Source organism: Massilia sp. HP4, from assembly GCF_005222695.1.
GTDB lineage: Bacteria > Pseudomonadota > Gammaproteobacteria > Burkholderiales > Burkholderiaceae_D > Telluria.
In genome coordinates, this window is record NZ_STGG01000013.1 from 80731 (window position 1) to 99475 (window position 18745).

The following is an 18745-nucleotide window of genomic DNA, read 5'->3' on the forward strand; positions in this document are numbered from 1 at the left end:
GTCAAATGTCAGCGCATGAAAATGCTCGGATTTTCACCCGGGTTCACGCCGCCTTCGCCGCCCTCAACAACGCCTCGATCCCCTGCGGCTCCACCGGCCTGCTGAAGCAATACCCCTGCATCTGATCGCACCCATGCTCATGCAAGAACGCCAGCTGCTCCGACGTCTCCACCCCTTCCGCGATCACGTTCAGCTTCATCGAATGCGCCAGCGCGATCACCGCGTTCACGATCGCCGCGTCGTCCGCATCGCGGGTCAGGTCGCTGACAAAACTGCGGTCGATCTTGAGGCTGTGGATCGGAAAGCGCTTCAGGCTCGCCAGGCTCGAATACCCGGTCCCGAAATCGTCGATCGCCAGCTGCACGCCCATCTTCGCCAGTTGCGCCATGGTCTCGGCGGCGGCGGCCGGGTTCTGCATCAACACGCTCTCGGTGATTTCCAGGGTCAGGTAGCGCGGATCGCAGCCGGTCTTGGCGAGCAGCGCGGCCACGCGCTGGGCCACGTCCTGGCCCAGGAACTGGCGCGCCGACAGGTTCACGCTCATGCGCAAGGGCGGCAGCCCCTGGCGCAGCCAGGCACGCTGCTGCGCCATCGCGGTTTCCAGCACCCAGTCGCCGATCGGCACGATCAGGCCGGTTTCCTCGGCCAGCGGGATGAAGTCGGCCGGCGCCACCATCGGGCCGCCATGCGGCTTCCAGCGCAGCAGCGCTTCCACGCCGCTCACATTGCCGGTGGCGATGTCGACCACCGGCTGGTAGTGCAGCAGGAATTCCTGGCGCTGCAGCGCGCGTTGCAGCGCGCCCTCCATCCGCAGGTGCTCGGCCGATTGCGCACCCATGTCGGCCGCGTAGAAACTGTAGTGGTTGCCGCCCGTGCCTTTTGACTGGTACATGGCGCTGTCGGCGCACTTGAGCAGGGTCGCGGCGTCCAGGCCGTCGCGCGGGTACATCGCGATGCCGATCGATCCGGTCGGGAAGACTTCCTGCCCGCACAGCAGCAGCGGCTGGAACAGGTTGTCGAGCAGCTTGTGCGCCACCTTCGCTGCGTCGCCCTCGCCGGCCAGCTCGGGCAGCACCACCACGAATTCGTCGCCACCCTGGCGCGCCACCGTGTCGCTCTCGCGCAGGCTGGACGACAAGCGGCGCGCGATCTCGACGATCATCTGGTCGCCGGCGTCGTGGCCCAGGCTGTCGTTGACGTGTTTAAAGCGGTCCAGGTCGATGAACATCACCGCCACCTGCGTGCCGGCGCGGTGGGCGTGCACGATCGCCTGCGCCAGGCGGTCCTGCAGCAGCACCCGGTTCGGCAGGCCAGTTAAAGCGTCGTGGTTGGCCATGCGCAGCAGCGCTTCCTCGGCGCCCTTGCGGCGCGAGATGTCCTCGACCACCGAGATGAAACGCTGGTTGCCGTTGGCGTCGCGCATCATCGAGACGCTCACATTCACCCAGATCGACGTGCCGTCGCGCCGCAGCAGGCGCCGCTCGCGCTGGTAGTCGCCGATCTCGCCGGCGCGCAGCCGTTTGACCAGCGCCAGCTCGTCGGGCAAGTCGTCCTCAAACGTCAGTTGCTGGAAGAAGCGCTGCAGCAGCTCCACTTCGCTATAGCCCAGGATCTGCGCCATCTTGCGGTTCACGCGCAGAAGGCGCCCGTCCGGGCCCAGCAGCACGATGCCGACCGCGGCCTGGCTGAAGGTCAGCCGGAAGAATTCCTCGCTCTCCTGCAGGCGCAGGCGCGCCTTGCGCCGGAAGGTGATGTCCTGGCCGATCAACAGCAGCATGTGGCCGCCATCCTGCTGGGTGCGGCGCACGTTGAACTCGACGTAGCGCACGCCGTCGGCGCGGCCGTCCAGCGTCACCAGTACATTGTCCTGCGGCGCGCCGGTGCGCAGCGCCTCGTCGACGCGGGCCGCCAGTTCCGGGTCGGGCAGCAATTGCTCGAGCGGATGGCCGGCCGCGATCGCTTCGTCGGGCGCGCCGATCAGGTCGGCCATGGTGCGGTTCATCGAGCGCACCTTGCGGTTGGCGTCGACCACCACCAGGCCGGCCGGCATGCCATCGATCACCTGCTCAAGATAATTGCGGTTCTGGCGCACATTGCGCTGGTCGGCGTGGGCATAGGTGTCCAGCGCCAGGCCCATGTCGAAGCAAACCACTTTCAGCACTGCATCCCAAGCCTCGATGAAACGCGCAGGCTCGCCATGCAGCTTGTCCCACAGCATGCTGGACAGTTCGGACAGGTATTTGCGATAGGCGCCGATATACCATTTCGGATCCAGGCCGATGCGCTGGTGCGCCGCGCCCACGCGCAGGCGCTCGCGGATATAGGCGTCGTCGTAGTCGCCGGCGGTCAGGCTGCTGAAATACCCCGCTTGCGCACGCCGCAAGCGGGCCGTGGCGTCGCTGTCGCCCAGCAGTTCGCGCATGCGCGGGAAGGCAAGCAAGTGCTCGTAGAAACTGTCCGCGAAGGCGGCGCCGTCTTGCTCCAGCAGCGCGTGCACCTCGCGCAATACGGCGGCATCGCGTTCCCCGAATTGCAGGAAGCCCTTGCGCGCCGCGATTTCCTGTTCGTCCAGCCCGATCTCGCGCGCAAGGGCGTCGATCATTTCCCGCGTTTCCCTCATGCCGCCTCCCCTGGCTGCAGAGACTGCATGGGCTGGGTCGTACCACTTCTCTTCTGGGTATTCATCGGAAACGCCACTGGTCACTTGACCAAGAATTAATAACCATCTGGATATTTTAGTTGCATGATAGCAAATTCACTATGCAGAGTCTGGCACTTGTTCCGCGTCTGTTGTTTATTTGCCCTAGTGTCTGCCGGCTAATTAACCTGGTTTAAGAACAGAAGCGATAGACGTTGCACGACCGCAAAATGCGGCGCATGGATGGGGTGAGAGTGGGGAATCGCCATCCCTTCAGGAGTCTCCCATGTCCCTCCGTCCACTTCTTCCCCGGGCCGCGCTTGCGGCCGTGGTCCTGTCCTGGTCCGCCATCGCGGCGGCCGCCGTCGACGTCACCGTGGCCCCGGAGAAGCCGACCGTCGAGCGTGGCGACGATGTGATGGTGCGCGTCACGCTGACCAATTCGTCCAGCACGGCCCAGCACCTGCTGCGCTGGCGCACACCGCTCGACGGGGTGGAGTCGCCCCTGTTCGAGGTGCGCCGCGACGGCCAGCCGGTGCGCTACCTCGGCCGGCGCATCAAGCGCGCGCCGCCGGGGCCGGCGGATTATGTGCGGCTCGATCCCGGCGCCTCGCTCAGCAAGACGGTCGAGTTGTCCAGGCTGTACGAAATGAGCGTGACCGGGAGCTATACGATCCGCTATCGCAGCCCGGCCATGCCGGCGCCGGGCGCCGGTGTCCAGGCAGTGGTGGGCGAGCTGGTTTCGAGCCCGGTGAGCATCTGGGTCAACGGCCGCCTGGCGCGCGGCAGCAAGCCGGCCGCCATGGCGCCCGAGCCGGGCGGCGCCGGCCTCAGCTACGCCAACTGCTCGAACGCCCAGCAGGAGCAATTGGCGACGGCGATGGATGCGGGCCGCGCGATGACCGTTGACAGCCATGCCTACCTGACGGCTGGCAAGCAGTATGGCGAGCGCTACACGACCTGGTTCGGGGCGCTGGACGCCGCCCGCGGCGCCAGGGTCACCAGCAATTTCACCGCCATCAAGGATGCCCTCGAGAGTAAGCCAGTCAAGATCGATTGCGATTGCGACGAGCCGTATTTCGCCTATGTGTATCCGGCGCGGCCCTATACCGTGTGGGTCTGCCGGGCGTTCTGGGCCGCGGCCGTGACCGGCACCGACTCGCGCGGCGGCACCCTGCTGCACGAGCTCAGCCATTTCGATGTGGTGGCGGCGACCGATGACCATGTGTATGGGCAGGCCGGCGCGGCCGAACTGGCGCGCTCGGCGCCGGAACGGGCGATCAACAACGCCGATTCACATGAGTATTTTGGCGAGAATACGCCGGTGCAGCAATAACAGTGACGTGACACGCGCAGGGTTGGCGGCTACGCCGCCGACCCTGCGGTCCAGGCGAACCGGGTTTTACCGCTGCGTAAACGAAAACTTCACCGGAATCGCCGGACTGCTCTTGATGCTGGCCGCATCGAGCTTGCCCGGATTGGCCAGCCACGGCCCCGCGTAGCGGATCTCGTAGCTGTGCTGGCCCGGCTTGAAGGCATAGGACTGGGTGATGTCGATCGTGTTCAGGTGCGTGGTCTGCGGCTTGACCTCGAGGTAATCGGCCAGGCCCGGCGCGGCGCGCTTGACCATGCGGCCGGTGTAGGCCACCTCTTCCTCGGGCGTGCGCAGGTTGAAGCGCGGGGCGGTCAGGTCGTCGCCCAGCGCGATCTCGCGCGGGATCCATACCGACTGGTCGCCGCGGTTCTCGATCAGCACGCGCACCTTCACCGACGTGGCGCCGGTCTCGACTTCGAGCCGGTGATGCACGTTCACCTTGGCCTCCACGGCCTTGACGGCGCCGGCCAGTCCGCCCAGCGCCAGCAGCGTTGCCAGCGCGGTCGCCGGCATGCTTCGTTTGACATGCATCTCTACTCCTTCCGACACGGGGCCATGTGGTTCGATCGAGCGGCTGCCTGTGCGGCGGTCGCCATGCGATTATGACACGACTCGCAAAACCGTTCAGGGCAGTATGTTACCGCCTGTTTCAGGCAAGGCCGCCAGGATGGTTACCGCCACCCGCCGGTTGCGGGTCTGCCCGGCTACGTCCGTGTTCGGCGCCACCGGCCGCGTGTCGGCAAAGCCGATCGCCGACAGCCGCGCCGGCTGCAGGCCGCTGTCGACGAACAGCCGCACCACGCTCGATGCGCGCGCGGTCGACAGCTCCCAGTTCGACGGATAGATTGCGCTGGCGATCGGCAGGTCGTCGGTATGGCCCTCGACCTCGATGCGGTGGGTATCGTCCTTCAGCAGGCCGGCCACCGCGCCCAGCACTTCGCGCGCCTCGGGGTCGAGCGCGGCCTGGCCCTGCTCGAACAGCACGCTGGCATTGATCTCGACGCTGATCCCGCGCGCATTCTGCGTCACCCGCACCTGTCCCGACTTCACCAGCGGCAGCAGGGTCGCCGACAGCTCGCGCGCCATCGCGCCCATGCGCTCCTGCTCGCGCCGCGCGGCCTCGTTACGCTTGCGGTTGATGATGTGCGACAGCGGCAGCACCGGCTCGACATTGGTATTGACTTGCGTGGCCGCGCCGCGCCCGCCAAAGGCGTCGCCCAGGGCGTCGGACAGCACCTGGTACTTGCCCTCGTTGACGATCGAGATCGCATACATCACCACGAAGAAGGCGAACAGCAGGGTGATCAGGTCGGCGTAGGAGATCAGCCAGCGCTCGTGGTGCTCTTGCGGGACGTCGTCGTCGTAGCGCTTGCGGGCCATGGGCTGACCTGTCAGTGGCGCGCCAGCAGGCTGGCGACGCGCTCGTCGACCACGCGGCCATGGTCGCCGCTGGCGAGGTCGGCGAAGACTTCGGCCAGGATCTCGTACTGCGAGACCCTGTCGTTGACGATGGCCTTGAGCTTGTTGCCGACCGGGTAGAAGAACAGGTTGGCCAGGCCGACGCCGTACACGGTCGACACGAAGGCAATGGCGATGCCGGAACCCAGGCGCGCCGGGTCGGACAGGTTTTCCATCACGTGGATCAGGCCCAGCACGGCGCCCAGGATGCCGATCGTCGGCGCATAGCCGGCCGCCGATTCCCAGATCCGCGCCGCCTGGCGCTGGGCGAATTCATAGCCGTTGATATCGTGTTCCAGCAAACTGCGCAGCTTGTCGGGCGCGATGCCGTCCACCACCAGCCGCAAGCCCTTGGCGACGAAAGGATCGGCGCGGGTCATGAATTGTTCGAGCGACAGCAGGCCGTCGCGGCGCGCCGTCTGGCTCCACAGGGTGATGTCGCGCGACAGCTTCAGGCGGCCATTCTTGGGCGGCACGAACACCCAGCGCAGCATGCCCAGGCCGCGCAAGAAGGTGCGCGACTCGCTCTGCAGCAGCACGGCGCCGAAGGTGCCGACGACGACGATGGCGAAGGCGGCCGGCTGCATCAGCGATGCAAACCTGCCGCCGTCGAGTGTGTAGCCAAGAAAGATGCCGGCCATCGCCAGCACCAGGCCGATTACGCTGGCCCAGTCCATATATGCTCCCGCAAGGTGGTGCGCAGGCGCGCGACGGCCTGGGTGTGCAGCTGCGACACCCGCGATTCAGAAACGCCCATGACGGCGCCGATTTCCTTCAGGTTCAACTCTTCTTCGTAGTACAGGCCCATCAAGAGCTTCTCGCGCGGCGGCAGGTTGTCGATGGCCTCGATCACCGCATGGCGGAAGTCGGTTTCCATCAGGCCGCGCAGCGGATCGCTGTCGTCCACCGCATAGCGGTCGAGGAAATTACCGTCGCCATCGTCGTCGCGAAAATCTTCGTAATACACCAGCTGGTGGCCGCCCGAGTCGGCCAGGATGTCCTGGTAATCCTCGAGCGAGAGCTTGAGCGATTTCGCCACTTCGGATTCGCTCGGCGGCCGGCCCAGGCGCTGCTGCAGCTCGTGCATCGCGCTCTCGACCTTGCGCATGTTCTGGCGCGTGCTTCGGGGCATCCAGTCGCTGCTGCGCAATTCGTCCAGCATGGCGCCGCGGATGCGCAGCACCGCATAGGTCTCGAACTGCGCGCCGTGGTTGTCTTCGTAGCGGTTGATCGCATCCAGCAGGCCGATCATGCCAGCTTGCACCAGGTCATCCACTTCCACCGAAGGCGGCAGCTTGGCCTTCATGTGGTGGGCAAGACGCTTTACCAACGGCATATGCTCCGTCAGCAAAGAATTCTTGTCCGCTTTCCCTTTGACCGTGTACATGCTGGTGTGAGTCTTTTCTCTGTGCGTGTGCTATGTGTTGCCGTTGTCGATCAAGAACCGAAGTGGGCCGCGCTCCCCTGCTGGCCGAACTGCGGCATGGCGTGCAGCGCGAACTTGCCTGCCAGCTGGCGAAACGCCACCGAGGCGCCGGCCAGCGGGAAGGCGTCGACCACGGCCCGGCCCAGGCGCGCGGCCCGGTGCAGGTATTCGTCGGCCGGCACCGAGCCCATGAAACTGAGCTTGACGGCAAGGTAGCGTGTTGCTGCTGCTGACATATTATCGTATACCACCTTGGCCTCTGCCTCTGTCGCACCGGTAACGAGGATGCCGAAGGGGCGCCGCCCCAGGTGCATCGACAGCCGCTTGATCAGGGAATACGCATTGGTGATCGAGGTCGCGCCCGTCGAGACCTGCACCACGATCTCGGAACCGGCCATCGCGGCCAGCGGGAACTCGCCGTCCGGGCCGAGTTCGGCGTCGACGATCACGATGCCCGCCTGGGTGGCCAGCACATCGAAGGTATTGCCAAGGCGGCGCGCATCGGCGGCCGTTTCGGGCGACCCCATCGGTACCACCGAGAAGCCCTGCGGCGCCGGGCGGATCACCTGGTTCAGCGCGCTTTCCTGGCGCGCCACCTGCAGCAGCGAGGCGCTGCGGTTCATGCCGAGGCGGCGCGCGACGCCGTATTCCACTTCGCAGGCATCGACGATCAGCACGTCGTTGCCGGCCTGGGCCAGCGAGGCGCCCAGGTTGACCAGCATGGCGCCCTTGTCGTCCTCGGGCGTGGCGGAAAGAAACGTGACCACGCGCGGACGCGGGCCTTGCAGCATGCGGCGCAGGCCTTCGGCCTGGTCGAAATCGAAACTAGCCAAGGTTCACCTCGCGGGCGCCGGTGGCGTGGGCTGCCTCGCCGGCTGCAGCCATCATCAGCGGCAGGTCGGCTTCATTCATAGCGTTGGCGCGGTTGCGGAAGGCGCGGTCCACCAGCAGGTTGCGGTCGGCCACGTGCAGGTCTTCCGGCACGCGCTGGCCGTTCGAGATGTAGTGCAGGTTCAGCTTCTGGCGGATCACGATGTCGAGCACGCCGCCAATCGACGCGGCTTCGTCCATCTTGGTCATGATGGCGCCGTGCAGGCCGCTGCCTTGATAGGCGCGCACCACTTCGTTCAGCGTCTCGTTGGTCGAGGTCGAGTTCAGGCACAGCAGGCGCTTGACGTCGGCGCCCGAGCCGGACAGCATCGCGACCTGCTCGGCCACCATGTGGTCGCGCTGCGACATGCCGATGGTGTCGATCAGCACGGTGTGCTTGTTGCGCAGCTCCTTGAGGGCGATGCGCAGGTCGGCTTCGTCCTTCACCGAGTGCACCATCACGCCCAGGATCTTGCCGTAGATGCGCAGTTGCTCGTGGCCGCCGATACGATAGGCATCGGTGGTGATCAGGGCCAGCTTGTCCGGGCCGTGGCGCATCACGCAGCGCGCGGCCAGCTTGGCGGTGGTGGTGGTCTTGCCGACGCCGGTCGGGCCGACCAGGGCGTACACGCCGCCCTGCTCCAGCAGCGCGTCTTCGCTGCCGATGGTGGTCAGGTTACGGGCCAGCACGGTCTTTACCCAGCGCATGGCGTCAACGGAATTTTTCGTCGCCGGCATTTTTTCGAGCAGGTAGCGCGCCAGGGTGGCCGAGAAACCGGCGGCCAGCATCTCGCGCAGCACGGCGGCCTTTTGCGGCTCGCGCTGGGCGGTGGCGTTCCACGACAGCTCGGCCAGCTGGGTTTCCATCAGGCCGCGCATGGCGCGGATCTCGTTCATCATGCCGCTCATTTCGGCGGCGGCCGATTCCTTGGCCTGGGCGATGGCGGCGCTCATCATCGAGGTCATGGCGGTCATGTCGATGGTCGGCTCCGGGGCCGGGGCGCGGCGCTCGGCGTAGGTCGGGGCAGGTTCGGCGTAGGCGGCTGCGGCGGCAGCGGCCGGTGCACTGAAGGCCGGTGCGGCGGCTGGCGCGGCATCCTGCAGGCGGCGCGACAAGAACGGCGCCGGGGCCGGCGTGTCGAGGTGCTGCAGCTGCGGCGCCGGCTGGGCCATTTCCGAATCGGCGGCCGGGGCGGCCAGCGAGGCCACGTCATCGTTGTCCAGCGCCAGGATCTCGACCTGGCCGTCGACTGGACGGTTGGAGAGGATGACGGCATCCGGCCCAAGGGCTTCGCGCACCTTGCGCAATGCGTCCCGGGAAGTTGCTGCCGTAAATTTCTTAACCTTCATCTGGTTCTCCGCGCTTCAATCTGGTTCTGCATGACGGGCACGATGCCTGTCGATAGGAAGCATTATTGACGATGCCCTCAGGAAACCATCAAGGGAAAAGGAAGGGGAAAAGGGTCTATTTCGCCGAAATCAGTAAAAGCGAAACTCTTTAACTGAATGACAAGGAATTTCTGGGACGACGCGTGGAGGACGCGCGTAGGCGGAGGCTTGGCAGTCCATGCATCCGCATCGAGAGTGCGTTATGGCGGTGTCTGCCTGAACGCGTGGACGGCTGAGCCGTCCACCCTACCCGACCAGCGGGCGCTTGCACGCCAGGAGACCAGGATTACATCGGCACACCCACCAGGCTGGTCACCCGAATCGTCTTAGTCTCCGGCACTTCCGCATGCGACAGCACCTTGAGCTGAGGCACGGCGCGGCGCAGGAAACGCGACAGCAGTACGCGCAGCGGTGCCGGCACCAGCAGCACCGGGGTGTGGCCCATCTGCTCCTGCTGGTTGGCCGAGTTGGCCGCCTGCTGGGCGATGGTGTCGGCCAGGCCCGGCTCGATGCCGGTGCCGTCGCCGCCGGCGCCCATCGCCTGCATCAGCAGTCGCTCGAGGCGGTTGTCCAGGGTCATCACCGACAGCTCGTTCTCGCCCGGGAACAGCTGCTGGACGATCGCGCGGCCCAGGGCCACGCGCACCACGGCGGTCAGTTCCGACGGATCCTGCGTCATGTTCGCGTGTTCCGACAGCGCCTCGATGATCGAGCGCATATCGCGGATGTGCACGCCTTCGACCAGCAGGTTCTGCAGCACTTTCTGCAGGGTCGACAGCGATACGACCTTCGGCACCAGGTCTTCGACCAGCTTCGGCGTTTCCTTGCCCATGTGGTCCAGCAGCGCCTGCACTTCCATGCGGCCCAGCAGTTCCGAGGCATGCAGCGTGATCAGGTGGTTCAGGTGGGTCGCGACCACGGTGCCGGCGTCGACCACGGTATAGCCCATGCTCTGCGCTTCGTCGCGCAGGCCGGCTTCGATCCAGGTGGCCGGCAGGCCGAAGGCCGGATCGGTGGTCACCAGGCCCGGCAGCGTGCCGCTGGCCATGCCCGGATTGATCGCCAGGAACTGGCCGTTCATGGCTTCGCCACTGCCGACTTCGACGCCCTTGAGCGTGATGCGGTAGGCCGACGGTTTCAGTTCCAGGTTGTCGCGGATGTGCACCGGCGGCGCCAGGAAGCCCACTTCTTGCGCGAACTTCTTGCGGATGCCCTTGATGCGCTTGAGCAGCTCGCCGCCCTGGTTCTTGTCGACCAGCGGGATCAGGCGGTAGCCGACTTCCAGTCCCAGGGTGTCGACCGGCATCACATCTTGCCAGGTCGCTTCTTCGCTCTCGGCTGGCGCCTGCTTCGCGGCGGTGGCGTCGGCGGCGGCCGCGGCCTCGGCTTCTTCCTTGGCCGGGGCGCCCTTGCGGCGCTTCGAGATCATGTAGCCGGCGCCCGCCAGCGCAGCGGCCAGCAGCAGGAACACCAGGTTCGGCATGCCCGGGATCAGGCCCAGGCCACCGATGATGGCGGCCGTGATGTACATCGATTCGGGACGCGCCATCAGCTGGTTGGTCAGCTGCGAGCTGACGTCTTCGTCGTTGGCGACCCGCGACACGACCATACCGGCCGCGATCGAGATGATCAGCGAAGGAATCTGGGCCACCAGGCCGTCACCGATGGCCAGCAAGGTGTAGATCTTGGTTGCTTCGCCGACCGCCAGGTCGTGCATCACCACACCAACGATCAGGCCCGCGACCACGTTGATCACGGTAATCATGATGCCGGCGACGGCGTCGCCTTTCACGTATTTCGAGGCGCCGTCCATGGCGCCGTAGAATTCGGCTTCTTGCGCGACTTCCTGGCGGCGCTTGCGGGCGTCGGCTTCGCCGATCAGGCCGGCGTTCAGGTCGGCATCGATCGCCATCTGTTTGCCAGGCATTGCGTCCAGGGCGAAGCGTGCGCCAACCTCGGCGATACGACCGGCGCCCTTGGTCACGACCGAGAAGTTGATGATGGTGAGGATGATGAAGACGACGATACCGACGGTGTAGTTACCGCCGATCAGGAAGTGGCCGAAGGCCTCGACCACCTTGCCGGCGGCTGCGGAGCCGGTGTGGCCTTCGGTCAACACAATGCGAGTGGAAGCCACATTAAGCGCCAGGCGCAACATCGTGGAAACCAGCAGGATGGCCGGGAAGGCCAGGAAGTCGAGCGGCTTGACCGTGTACAGCGCGGTCAGCAGCACGATGATCGACAGCGCGATATTGAAACTGAAAAATACGTCCAGCACGAACGCCGGCAGCGGCAGGATCATCATCGCCAACAGCATGATGATCAGGATCGGCGCCGCCGCCTTGCTGCCTTGTGCACCAAGGCCGCTCATCCAGGCTGGCAGTTTCATGCTGTTGGTCATTCATTCACTCCGTGTTCAGTTCAATTCGGTCCCCCTGGCTGGGGCGGCGCTTGCTGCTGCGACGCCGGGTTCAGCGGGTCCATCTCGTCAGGCACTTTCAACTTCGTCGGGCGATCCGGGTAGTCCCCTTCGCCCTTCTTGTACGCGCGCAGCTGGTAGACATAGGCCAGCACTTCCGCCACCGCCGAGTACAGCTTTTCCGGGATCTCGTCATCGATATCGGTATGCTTGTACAGGGCGCGGGCCAGGGCCGGGGCTTCCATCAGCATGACCTTGTGTTCCTGGCCCAGCTCGCGGATCTTGGCCGCCACGTCGTCGATGCCCTTGGCCACCACCCGCGGCGCGCCCTTGCCATCTGTATACTTCAGCGCCACTGCATAATGGGTCGGGTTGGTTACGATCACATCAGCAGTAGGGACATTTTGCATCATCCGGCCCCGGGCCATTTCGCGCTGCATCTGGCGAATCTTCCCCTTAATCTGAGGATTGCCGTCCGATTCCTTGGATTCCTGGATCATTTCCTGGCGCGTCATTTTCAATTTGTCTTTCCAATGCCACAACTGATAAGGACCGTCGATCAGGGCGATGAAGCCCAGTGCGCCGACCATGAACAGGAAGGATTTGCCGATCATCTCGCCGACGTGGGCGCTGCTTTCGTTGAGCGGCTCGACCGCCAGGCCCAGCATCGCCTCCTTCTGGCCGCTGACCACGATATAGGCCACCACGCCCACCACGAGGGTCTTGGCGATCGCCTTGACCAGCTCGACCAGTGCATTCTTCGAGAACATATTGCCAATGCCCTTGATCGGGTTCAGCTTTCCGAAGTTGGGCATGAAGACCTTGGACGAGAACAGCCAGCCGCCGATCAGGAGCGGCGAGACCAGGGCAATGACCATGATGGCGCCCGCGATCGGCAGGCAGGCCAGCAGCACGCCGACCAGGTCGTTCAGGATGCGCTCGAAGAGGATGTTGGGATTGAAGACCTGTTCGCGGTCGAGCGTCAGGCCTGACTTGAGCGCCAGGCTGAGTTTTCCGACAAGCATGCCGCCAAACGCCCACAGGCAGGCGCCGGCGGTCATCAGGACCGTGAAGGTGGCCAGTTCGCGCGATCTGGGAACGTCGCCTTCCTCGCGCGCCTTCTCGATCTTCCGGGGCGATGCGTCTTCTGTCTTCTCTGCGTCGCTATCTTCCGACATGCCTACTCCGCCAAATCAATGTCACAAGCGCCTTTGTACCGCGCAAAAGAGATTATCGCCGGAATTTCCGTGCGGCTAGATCGAAAGCAGGAAGGAAAACCGGCCGCTGTTCTGCGACCGGGAAGATCACATGCGGCGGCGGACGAAGACCGGGGCCGGCTGTTCGCGGGCGAGGTCGGCCAGCGGCGCGGCCTGGTTGGCTGCGGCGGGCTTGGCGACGCGGGCTGAAACGATGACCGGAGCGACCAGGGGCGAGACCACCGGCTTGGATGCCTTGGCGGCAACCACGGTGGCCGGCGCCAGCGGCGCGGTGACGACCGGGCCATGGCGGCGGCGTGCGCGCCAGGCAGCCACCACCAGGCCGTACACGACCAGGTAGAGCGCGAAACTGGCCACCACGCCCTGCATCAGCACGTCGGGCGAGCCCGCATGGTTGACGGCCAGCACGGCCGGCACCAGGGCGATGCTCCAGGAGACCGGCGAGACGCAGGCATTGCGCAGCGGCGCCGGCAGCATGCGCAGGTAGCGCGCGGTGATCGCCGTCTTGACCAGGCTGTGCAGGTGCCAGCTGTCCGGATGGCCCGGATGGCGGCGGCACCACAGGCGGCGCATGATGGTGAAGACGGTTTCAAACACCGGATAGGCGCAGGCCAGCAGCGGCGCCCAGGCCGAGACCGACGGATTGCGGTAGACCAGCATCACCGACAGCCAGGCCAGCAGGAAGCCGAGCAGGTAGGCGCCGCCATCCCCAAGGAACAATTTACCAAATGGGAAATTGACGACGAAGAAGCCGGCGGTCACGGCGCAGATCACGAAGCACAATTGCGCCAGGTGGACGTCGCCAGCGCCCAGGGCGATCACGCCCAGGGTGGCCAGGCCGATCACGACCGTGCCGCTGGCCAGGCCGTTGAAACCGTCGATGATATTGACCGCATTGGCCACGCCGCCCACCGCGAAGGCGGTAAACAGCACCGAGAACGGCAGCCAGCCGAGCAGGCCGTCGATCAGCGCCAGGCCGGTGTACTGCAGGGTGACGCCGGTCAGGAACCAGCAGACCGCGCCGCTGGCCATGGTCGCCAGCAGGCGCGCCCGCACCGAGACGGTACGGGTCAGGTCTTCGGCCAGGCCGAACACGAAGGCCGGCAAGGCGGCCACCAGGACCGGCAGCAGCAATTCCTGCTGCGCTTGCGGCAAGACGCCCAACGCCATCCACAGGCCGATCATGATGGCGGCGCCGCCGATGCGCGGCGTGGGGGTGATATGGAACTTCTGCACACCGCGCGTCGCGTCAAGCGAATAGCGCCCGTGCCAGCGCGTGGTGAACACGAGCAGGAGCGAGCAGATCAGCGATGTGAGAAAGCCGATTTCGAGACCGGCCATGGGAAGGTTATTAATACTCATAGAACCACTTTGTTAACTCGTCAATTCTATCGCATTTCTCGTTGATCATCCGGCAAACGTGCCTGGGCGGGGATTCTATCGTAATGTCACAAATGCTCTGTTCCGCAATGCAAGCCATTGATTGTGCAAGAACAATTCGACGATTCTAGGGAGGTTGCGATCAGCCAATCAATCGCCCTGAAACTTCTCCTAATATTTCTCCACAATTTGTTACACTTTTCCGCAGTGGAATTTGGATCGATTTATTTCCAGTTCACAAATAAGGTGGAGCCATGGCAGAACATAATCGACAGCGCCAACCTTTCATTTTCGGCATTGTTTTATGCCTGATAACTCTTTATTCCGAACCAGTCCGGTCCCAATCCTCGTCCGAATTACTCGAAGCCCGCGCCCGCCTGCTGGAAGCGGAAACCCGCCAGGCACTGGCCGAAGCCGAGCGCGCCGAGCTGCTGGCGCGCCTGCCGCCCACCCAGGCCAAGGCCCTGGCCGGCAACGTCGAGGCCGCCAAATTCGGCGCCGCCGGCTTGGCGCGCGCCTTCGACCTGGCCCTGGAACTGGCGGGCGAGGTCTGCGCCAGCCTGCCGCCAGGGCGCCGCGTCACCCTCTACGACCCGATCGTCAGCCAGGGCGTGGTGGCAGCGCGCACCGTCGACGGCGCTCTCGGACGCACGGCGCAGGAGTTGGCCGAGCGTAATATCGAGCTGCAACGCTACATTAACGCGCATACCCCGGAATCGGCTGACCGCCGCGGCGTAATACCGCTCATCTGGCTCACGGCGCCCACGGTATTGCTGCGCGCCGGCGCCGACCTTGCCGGCGTGTTCAAGAGCGACGCCACCCTGACCGGCATCGCCTATGGCGACGGCGCGCGCGCCCTGTTCGCCAGCGCGCTGGCGCGCAGCTGCCCCGAGCGCCTGGCCGGCCTGAGCGGCGGCTATATGGGCGAACTCGACACCGCGCGCCATGCTTATCTGCTCGAGCGGGTCAGGCTGGTGGGCACGGAGCGCTCGGTGCTGGCCCAGCACGCCGCCCGGCTCGAGGTGCTGGCCGATGGCGCCAAGGGCGAGCTCAAGAAGGAATTGCAGGCCGTCGAGGCCGCCGCCAGGGCCCAGCTGAAGGCGGTCGACGCCTTCACCGAAGGGCTGCGCGCGGGCGAGGCCAGCGACAAGAGTCCCCTGTTCACCGCGGCGCGCTACCTCGGCCAGGCCGAGCGCAGCAGCGGCGCCCTGGTGCTGGACGTCGATCTGCGGCTGGAGGGCCTGAGCCTGGTGCGCGGCAACCTGTTCGGCGGCGAGCGCCTCGCCCTGTCCGGCGTGGCCTTTCTCTGGTACCGGTTGCATGAGCCGGATGGCCGGCTGCTGCGCGCCGATGCGCTGCGCCGGGTCAGCCGGCCGGTGGAGGTGGAGTTGCGTGGTGAGGGGGCAGATGGCGCATTCTGGCAGGTAGGGTCGGCGGGTTCGCCGCCGACGCGGTGATCGCTATCGGCGCCGATCTCGTGCCGGATGATCTCGCCGCCAACCATCACCGCGTCGGCGGCGTAGCCGCCAGCCCTACGGTGCCTTGAGCGTCTGCTCGATCGCACCGAACAGCGACTTGCCGTTCCCATCGAGCATCTCGATGCGCACCGTGTCGCCAAAGCGCATGAACGGCGTCACCGCCTCGCCCCCATCGACGATTTCCTGCCAGCGCTGCGCCGCAATGCTGGCATACCCCGGCGTATGCCGCCGCGTCGCGCGGTTCGATACCACGCCCGCGCCGACGATCGTCCCCGCCGTCACCCTGCGGCTGCCGGCCAGTGCTGCCAGCAGTTGCGGGAAATTGAAGGCCATGTCTTCGCCCGCCTCCAGCGTCCCGACCGGATTGCCATTCCACACCACCCGCAAGGGCAACTCGACCTTGCCGCCGCGCCAGGCTTCGCCCAGCTCGTCCGGGGTCACGGCCACCGGCGCGAAACTCGTCGCCGGCTTTGCCCGCAGCAGGCCCAGGCCCAGCGCGCGCTCATCGGCCACCAGGTTCTGCAGGGTGATATCGTTGGCCAGCAACAGCAGGCGAATGTGCCCATGCGCCTCGTCGGCCGTCGCCCCTTGCGGCAGGTCGCCGCTCACGAGCGCCAGTTCGGCGCCGAAGTCGATGCCCCATTCCTCGCGCGCCAGCACCAGGTCTTGCCGCGGCCCGACAAAGCCGTCGCTCGCCGCCCGCGCCAGCTGCGCCGTCTCGCGCCAGGCGGCAGGCAGTTCGCCGCCCGCGGCGCGGCGCTCCAGCTCGTGATGGTGCAAGAAGGCGGCGCCGACCACGCACTCGCTCGCGCGCGGCAGCGGCGCCATGCAGCGCGCCGGGTCGAAGTCGAAGGGACGGCGCGCCTTACCCTCGTTCAGTTGGCGATAGAGGGAATCGAGCTGGGGCGCAATAAAGGCCCAGTCGTCGAGGGCGGCGCGCAGGCTGGGCGCGATGCCGTCGGCGACGTGGGCAATCTTGAGGTCGCGCGACACCACGGCCAGCTGGCCGTCGCGGGTGCCGTCGTCGAGCGTGGCGAGTTTCATGGGCGGGTTCCGGGAATCGAGCCCGCCATTCTACAGGTCAATATTTGACGATGACACCGGCGCCGACGCTGCGCTGGAAGTAGTTGTAGTCGATCATGCTCTGGCCGTAGCCTGCGAAACCATTGATATAGCCCTTCACCGGGCCCGCGAGCGGGAAGGCCCAGCCGACCTGGACCGCGCCCTTGTCGGTGCTGAAGTTGCGGCGCACCAGGGCCGACAGCTCATGACCGCCGCCGAGGCGGTAATTGCCGGCCAGTTCAAAGCGGCCCATGTAGTCGATGATGTCCGGGTTGTTATCGTCTTCGGCCGATTCGTTGACCCGCTTCCAGGCCTTGACTGTCATGCTCAACGGACCGCGTTCCAGGCCAACCTGGGCATAGAAACGGTTCCAGCTACGCGAGAGGGTCGACGACTGGCCATTCGACTGGTGCACGAAGCCCAGGTTCAGGAAGCGCACATTGATACCCGCCAGCGCGAAGTCGAGCGGTGTCACCGCCATGACTTCGGGCTGGTAGTTGGTTTCGCGGAAAGGGCTGGAGGCCTCGTGATTGGCTGCCTGCCAGAAGCTATTCTGCGTATAGCCGAACCAGACGTCGACCGGCATCTCGAACAGCGTCTCGGCCAGCTTCATCTTGAAGCTGAGCTGGAATTCGAGCTCGGCCTTCGACAAGCCTTCGGCATCCGGATCGGCCTCCCAGAAATCGCGGTAAGGCTCTTCGTTCGGACGATGGGTACGGGTCGCGATCAGGTAGCTCGGGTGGTGCGGACGGAACTTGAACACACCGCGCTTGTCGCGCGAGTCCAGTTCCCAGTGACTGCTCAGCGTGTACTGGGACGCCGCCTGCACGACCGGATCGACCGAGGCGGTGCGGTCCACCGCGCTGGTGCGCGGCGCGTCGAAGGCGCCTTCGGCGACCGGCGCCGTGGTCGGCACCGGCGCGACGGCGGCCGGGTTCGCCGGCGTGGCCGCGGCCACGGCGGCCGGCGCGGTGCTGGCGGCAGCGGCCGCCTGGGCGGTGGCGACGCCATCGAAGCAGGCCAGGCGCTGCGTGCCGTCGACGATGGCGGTGCAATCGGCCAGTGTCTGCGGTGCGGTCTGGGCCAGCGCCGGCAGGGCCAGCAAGAGGGGAATCAGGGCGATGGTATGGGGGAGTCTTGGGCGATTAGCGTGCATATTTATTGTTTTACATCAAAACGTTCGTGCGACAACTGCTACCCAGTTGTCATCGCGACGAAGTGTCGCGGAAATTCGTTAACGATGTCGCACGTATTGCATTCAGGCATGCGCTGGTTCGCCCTGCCCATTGGACTTTCCCGATCGGCCGGTCAGGCGGGCACCAGCAGGTCGAGCTGGGCCTGGTCGAGGAAGCACCATTCGCCCTCTTCGAGCCCCAGCGATTCCAGGGTCAGGCCGCCGATCTGGGAGCGGTGCAAGGCGCTGCAATGGTTGCCGGCAGCGGCCAGCATCCGTTTGACCTGGTGGTATTTTCCCTGTTCCAAAACGATCTCGAGGGTGTGCTCGCCGCGCTGGACGCAGGACACCGCCTTCAATGGCGCCGGTTCGTCGTTCAATTGCACGCCGGCCAGCATGTGGGCGACCAGCTCGTCGGTCACCGGCTCGGCCGTGGTGGCCTGGTAGACCTTGGGCACGTGGCGCTTGGGCGAGGACTGGGCGTGGATGAAGGGGCCGTCGTCCGACATCAGCAACATGCCGGTGGTGTCGTGGTCGAGCCGGCCGACCGGTTGCACCTCGCGCCAGGTGAACTGTTCTGGCAGCAAGGTCAGCACACCAGGATGGTGGCTGGGCTTGCGCGAGCATTCGAAGTTGGCCGGCTTGTGGAGCGCGATGTAGGCGTGTTCGCGGTAAGGCCACTCCTCGTCGAACACGGTCAGGACCAGGCCCTCGGTGTCGAAGGTGGCCTTGTAGCTGTCGACGATCGCGCCGTTGACGGCGACGTCGCCGTCCTCGATCAGCGCACGGCAGTATTTGCGGGTACCGAATCCCTGCGATTGCAGGATACGGTCTAGGGACAATTTACTCATGGGGCGAG

15 protein-coding genes are annotated in these 18745 nt (G+C 65.6%); 2 read left to right on the forward strand and 13 right to left on the reverse strand.

Going from position 1 to position 18745, the window contains the following annotated elements:
• Positions 1–43 precede the first annotated feature (43 nt).
• On the reverse strand, positions 44–2602 hold the full coding sequence (locus E8M83_RS08370) for an EAL domain-containing protein (protein WP_229491456.1): 2559 nt from the start codon (positions 2600–2602) through the stop codon (positions 44–46).
• Between the two features lie 322 nt (positions 2603–2924).
• Between E8M83_RS08370 and E8M83_RS08375 the strand changes: the two genes are divergently transcribed.
• Positions 2925–3974 carry a M35 family metallo-endopeptidase gene (locus tag E8M83_RS08375; protein WP_137172910.1) on the forward strand — a complete coding sequence of 350 codons (1050 nt, stop codon included), beginning with the start codon at positions 2925–2927 and terminating at the stop codon, positions 3972–3974.
• A gap of 66 nt (positions 3975–4040) precedes the next feature.
• Here the strand turns inward: E8M83_RS08375 and E8M83_RS08380 are convergent, their stop codons facing one another.
• The 9 genes from E8M83_RS08380 to E8M83_RS08420 all read right to left on the reverse strand — a co-directional run bounded on the left by E8M83_RS08380 (position 4041) and on the right by E8M83_RS08420 (position 14133).
• The gene (locus tag E8M83_RS08380; protein ID WP_137172911.1) at positions 4041–4544 is read right to left on the reverse strand and encodes a hypothetical protein; all 504 of its coding nucleotides are present in this window, start codon (positions 4542–4544) and stop codon (positions 4041–4043) included.
• Positions 4545–4637: 93 nt separating this feature from the next.
• Positions 4638–5393: a flagellar motor protein MotD gene (gene motD, locus E8M83_RS08385; protein ID WP_137172912.1), complete on the reverse strand. Its 756-nt coding sequence runs from the start codon at positions 5391–5393 to the stop codon at positions 4638–4640.
• An 11-nt stretch (positions 5394–5404) separates the two neighbouring features.
• The gene (locus tag E8M83_RS08390; RefSeq protein WP_137172913.1) at positions 5405–6148 is read right to left on the reverse strand and encodes a flagellar motor protein; all 744 of its coding nucleotides are present in this window, start codon (positions 6146–6148) and stop codon (positions 5405–5407) included.
• Entirely contained in the window at positions 6130–6858 is a 729-nt protein-coding gene (locus tag E8M83_RS08395) for an RNA polymerase sigma factor FliA (RefSeq protein ID WP_137172914.1), read from the reverse strand. The genes E8M83_RS08390 and E8M83_RS08395 overlap by 19 nt, the downstream gene beginning before the upstream one ends.
• A 50-nt stretch (positions 6859–6908) precedes the next feature.
• Complete coding sequence (locus tag E8M83_RS08400; protein WP_137172915.1) at positions 6909–7730, reverse strand: MinD/ParA family protein; 822 nt, start codon at positions 7728–7730, stop codon at positions 6909–6911.
• A complete protein-coding gene (gene flhF, locus E8M83_RS08405) occupies positions 7723–9117 on the reverse strand; it encodes a flagellar biosynthesis protein FlhF (protein WP_137172916.1) in 1395 nt (464 codons plus the stop codon). Before flhF ends, E8M83_RS08400 begins: the two co-directional genes overlap by 8 nt.
• Positions 9118–9442: 325 nt before the next feature.
• Complete coding sequence (flhA, locus tag E8M83_RS08410; RefSeq protein ID WP_137172917.1) at positions 9443–11557, reverse strand: flagellar biosynthesis protein FlhA; 2115 nt, start codon at positions 11555–11557, stop codon at positions 9443–9445.
• 20 nt (positions 11558–11577) lie between these two features.
• The gene (gene flhB, locus E8M83_RS08415; RefSeq protein ID WP_137172918.1) at positions 11578–12753 is read right to left on the reverse strand and encodes a flagellar biosynthesis protein FlhB; all 1176 of its coding nucleotides are present in this window, start codon (positions 12751–12753) and stop codon (positions 11578–11580) included.
• A 126-nt stretch (positions 12754–12879) separates the two neighbouring features.
• On the reverse strand, positions 12880–14133 hold the full coding sequence (locus E8M83_RS08420; protein WP_229491457.1) for a glycosyltransferase: 1254 nt from the start codon (positions 14131–14133) through the stop codon (positions 12880–12882).
• 293 nt (positions 14134–14426) lie between these two features.
• Here E8M83_RS08420 and E8M83_RS08425 point away from each other — a divergent pair, with 293 nt between their 5' ends.
• Positions 14427–15629 carry a hypothetical protein gene (locus E8M83_RS08425; protein WP_137172920.1) on the forward strand — a complete coding sequence of 401 codons (1203 nt, stop codon included), beginning with the start codon at positions 14427–14429 and terminating at the stop codon, positions 15627–15629.
• A gap of 75 nt (positions 15630–15704) precedes the next feature.
• Here the strand turns inward: E8M83_RS08425 and E8M83_RS08430 are convergent, their stop codons facing one another.
• The 3 genes from E8M83_RS08430 to E8M83_RS08440 all read right to left on the reverse strand — a co-directional run bounded on the left by E8M83_RS08430 (position 15705) and on the right by E8M83_RS08440 (position 18737).
• On the reverse strand, positions 15705–16694 hold the full coding sequence (locus tag E8M83_RS08430) for a fumarylacetoacetate hydrolase family protein (RefSeq protein ID WP_137172921.1): 990 nt from the start codon (positions 16692–16694) through the stop codon (positions 15705–15707).
• Positions 16695–16731: 37 nt separating this feature from the next.
• Positions 16732–17868, reverse strand: a complete 1137-nt coding sequence (locus E8M83_RS08435; protein ID WP_137172922.1) for a phospholipase A — start codon at positions 17866–17868, stop codon at positions 16732–16734.
• Between the two features lie 152 nt (positions 17869–18020).
• On the reverse strand, positions 18021–18737 hold the full coding sequence (locus E8M83_RS08440) for a pseudouridine synthase (protein ID WP_137172923.1): 717 nt from the start codon (positions 18735–18737) through the stop codon (positions 18021–18023).
• Between the last annotated feature and the right edge of the window lie 8 nt (positions 18738–18745).

Excerpts from the sequence above, each read along its gene's own strand:
- E8M83_RS08395 (WP_137172914.1), bottom strand. The coding sequence starts at position 6,858 with ATGTACACGGTCAAAGGGAAAGCGGACAAGAATTCTTTGCTGACGGAG.
- flhB (WP_137172918.1), bottom strand. The coding sequence starts at position 12,753 with ATGTCGGAAGATAGCGACGCAGAGAAGACAGAAGACGCATCGCCCCGG.
- flhA (WP_137172917.1), bottom strand. The coding sequence starts at position 11,557 with ATGACCAACAGCATGAAACTGCCAGCCTGGATGAGCGGCCTTGGTGCA.
- E8M83_RS08440 (WP_137172923.1), bottom strand. The coding sequence starts at position 18,737 with ATGAGTAAATTGTCCCTAGACCGTATCCTGCAATCGCAGGGATTCGGT.
- E8M83_RS08380 (WP_137172911.1), bottom strand. The coding sequence starts at position 4,544 with ATGCATGTCAAACGAAGCATGCCGGCGACCGCGCTGGCAACGCTGCTG.
- E8M83_RS08420 (WP_229491457.1), bottom strand. The coding sequence starts at position 14,133 with ATGGCCGGTCTCGAAATCGGCTTTCTCACATCGCTGATCTGCTCGCTC.
- E8M83_RS08435 (WP_137172922.1), bottom strand. The coding sequence starts at position 17,868 with ATGCACGCTAATCGCCCAAGACTCCCCCATACCATCGCCCTGATTCCC.
- E8M83_RS08370 (WP_229491456.1), bottom strand. The coding sequence starts at position 2,602 with ATGATCGACGCCCTTGCGCGCGAGATCGGGCTGGACGAACAGGAAATC.
- E8M83_RS08375 (WP_137172910.1), top strand. The coding sequence starts at position 2,925 with ATGTCCCTCCGTCCACTTCTTCCCCGGGCCGCGCTTGCGGCCGTGGTC.
- E8M83_RS08390 (WP_137172913.1), bottom strand. The coding sequence starts at position 6,148 with ATGGACTGGGCCAGCGTAATCGGCCTGGTGCTGGCGATGGCCGGCATC.
- E8M83_RS08430 (WP_137172921.1), bottom strand. The coding sequence starts at position 16,694 with ATGAAACTCGCCACGCTCGACGACGGCACCCGCGACGGCCAGCTGGCC.
- E8M83_RS08425 (WP_137172920.1), top strand. The coding sequence starts at position 14,427 with ATGGCAGAACATAATCGACAGCGCCAACCTTTCATTTTCGGCATTGTT.
- motD (WP_137172912.1), bottom strand. The coding sequence starts at position 5,393 with ATGGCCCGCAAGCGCTACGACGACGACGTCCCGCAAGAGCACCACGAG.
- flhF (WP_137172916.1), bottom strand. The coding sequence starts at position 9,117 with ATGAAGGTTAAGAAATTTACGGCAGCAACTTCCCGGGACGCATTGCGC.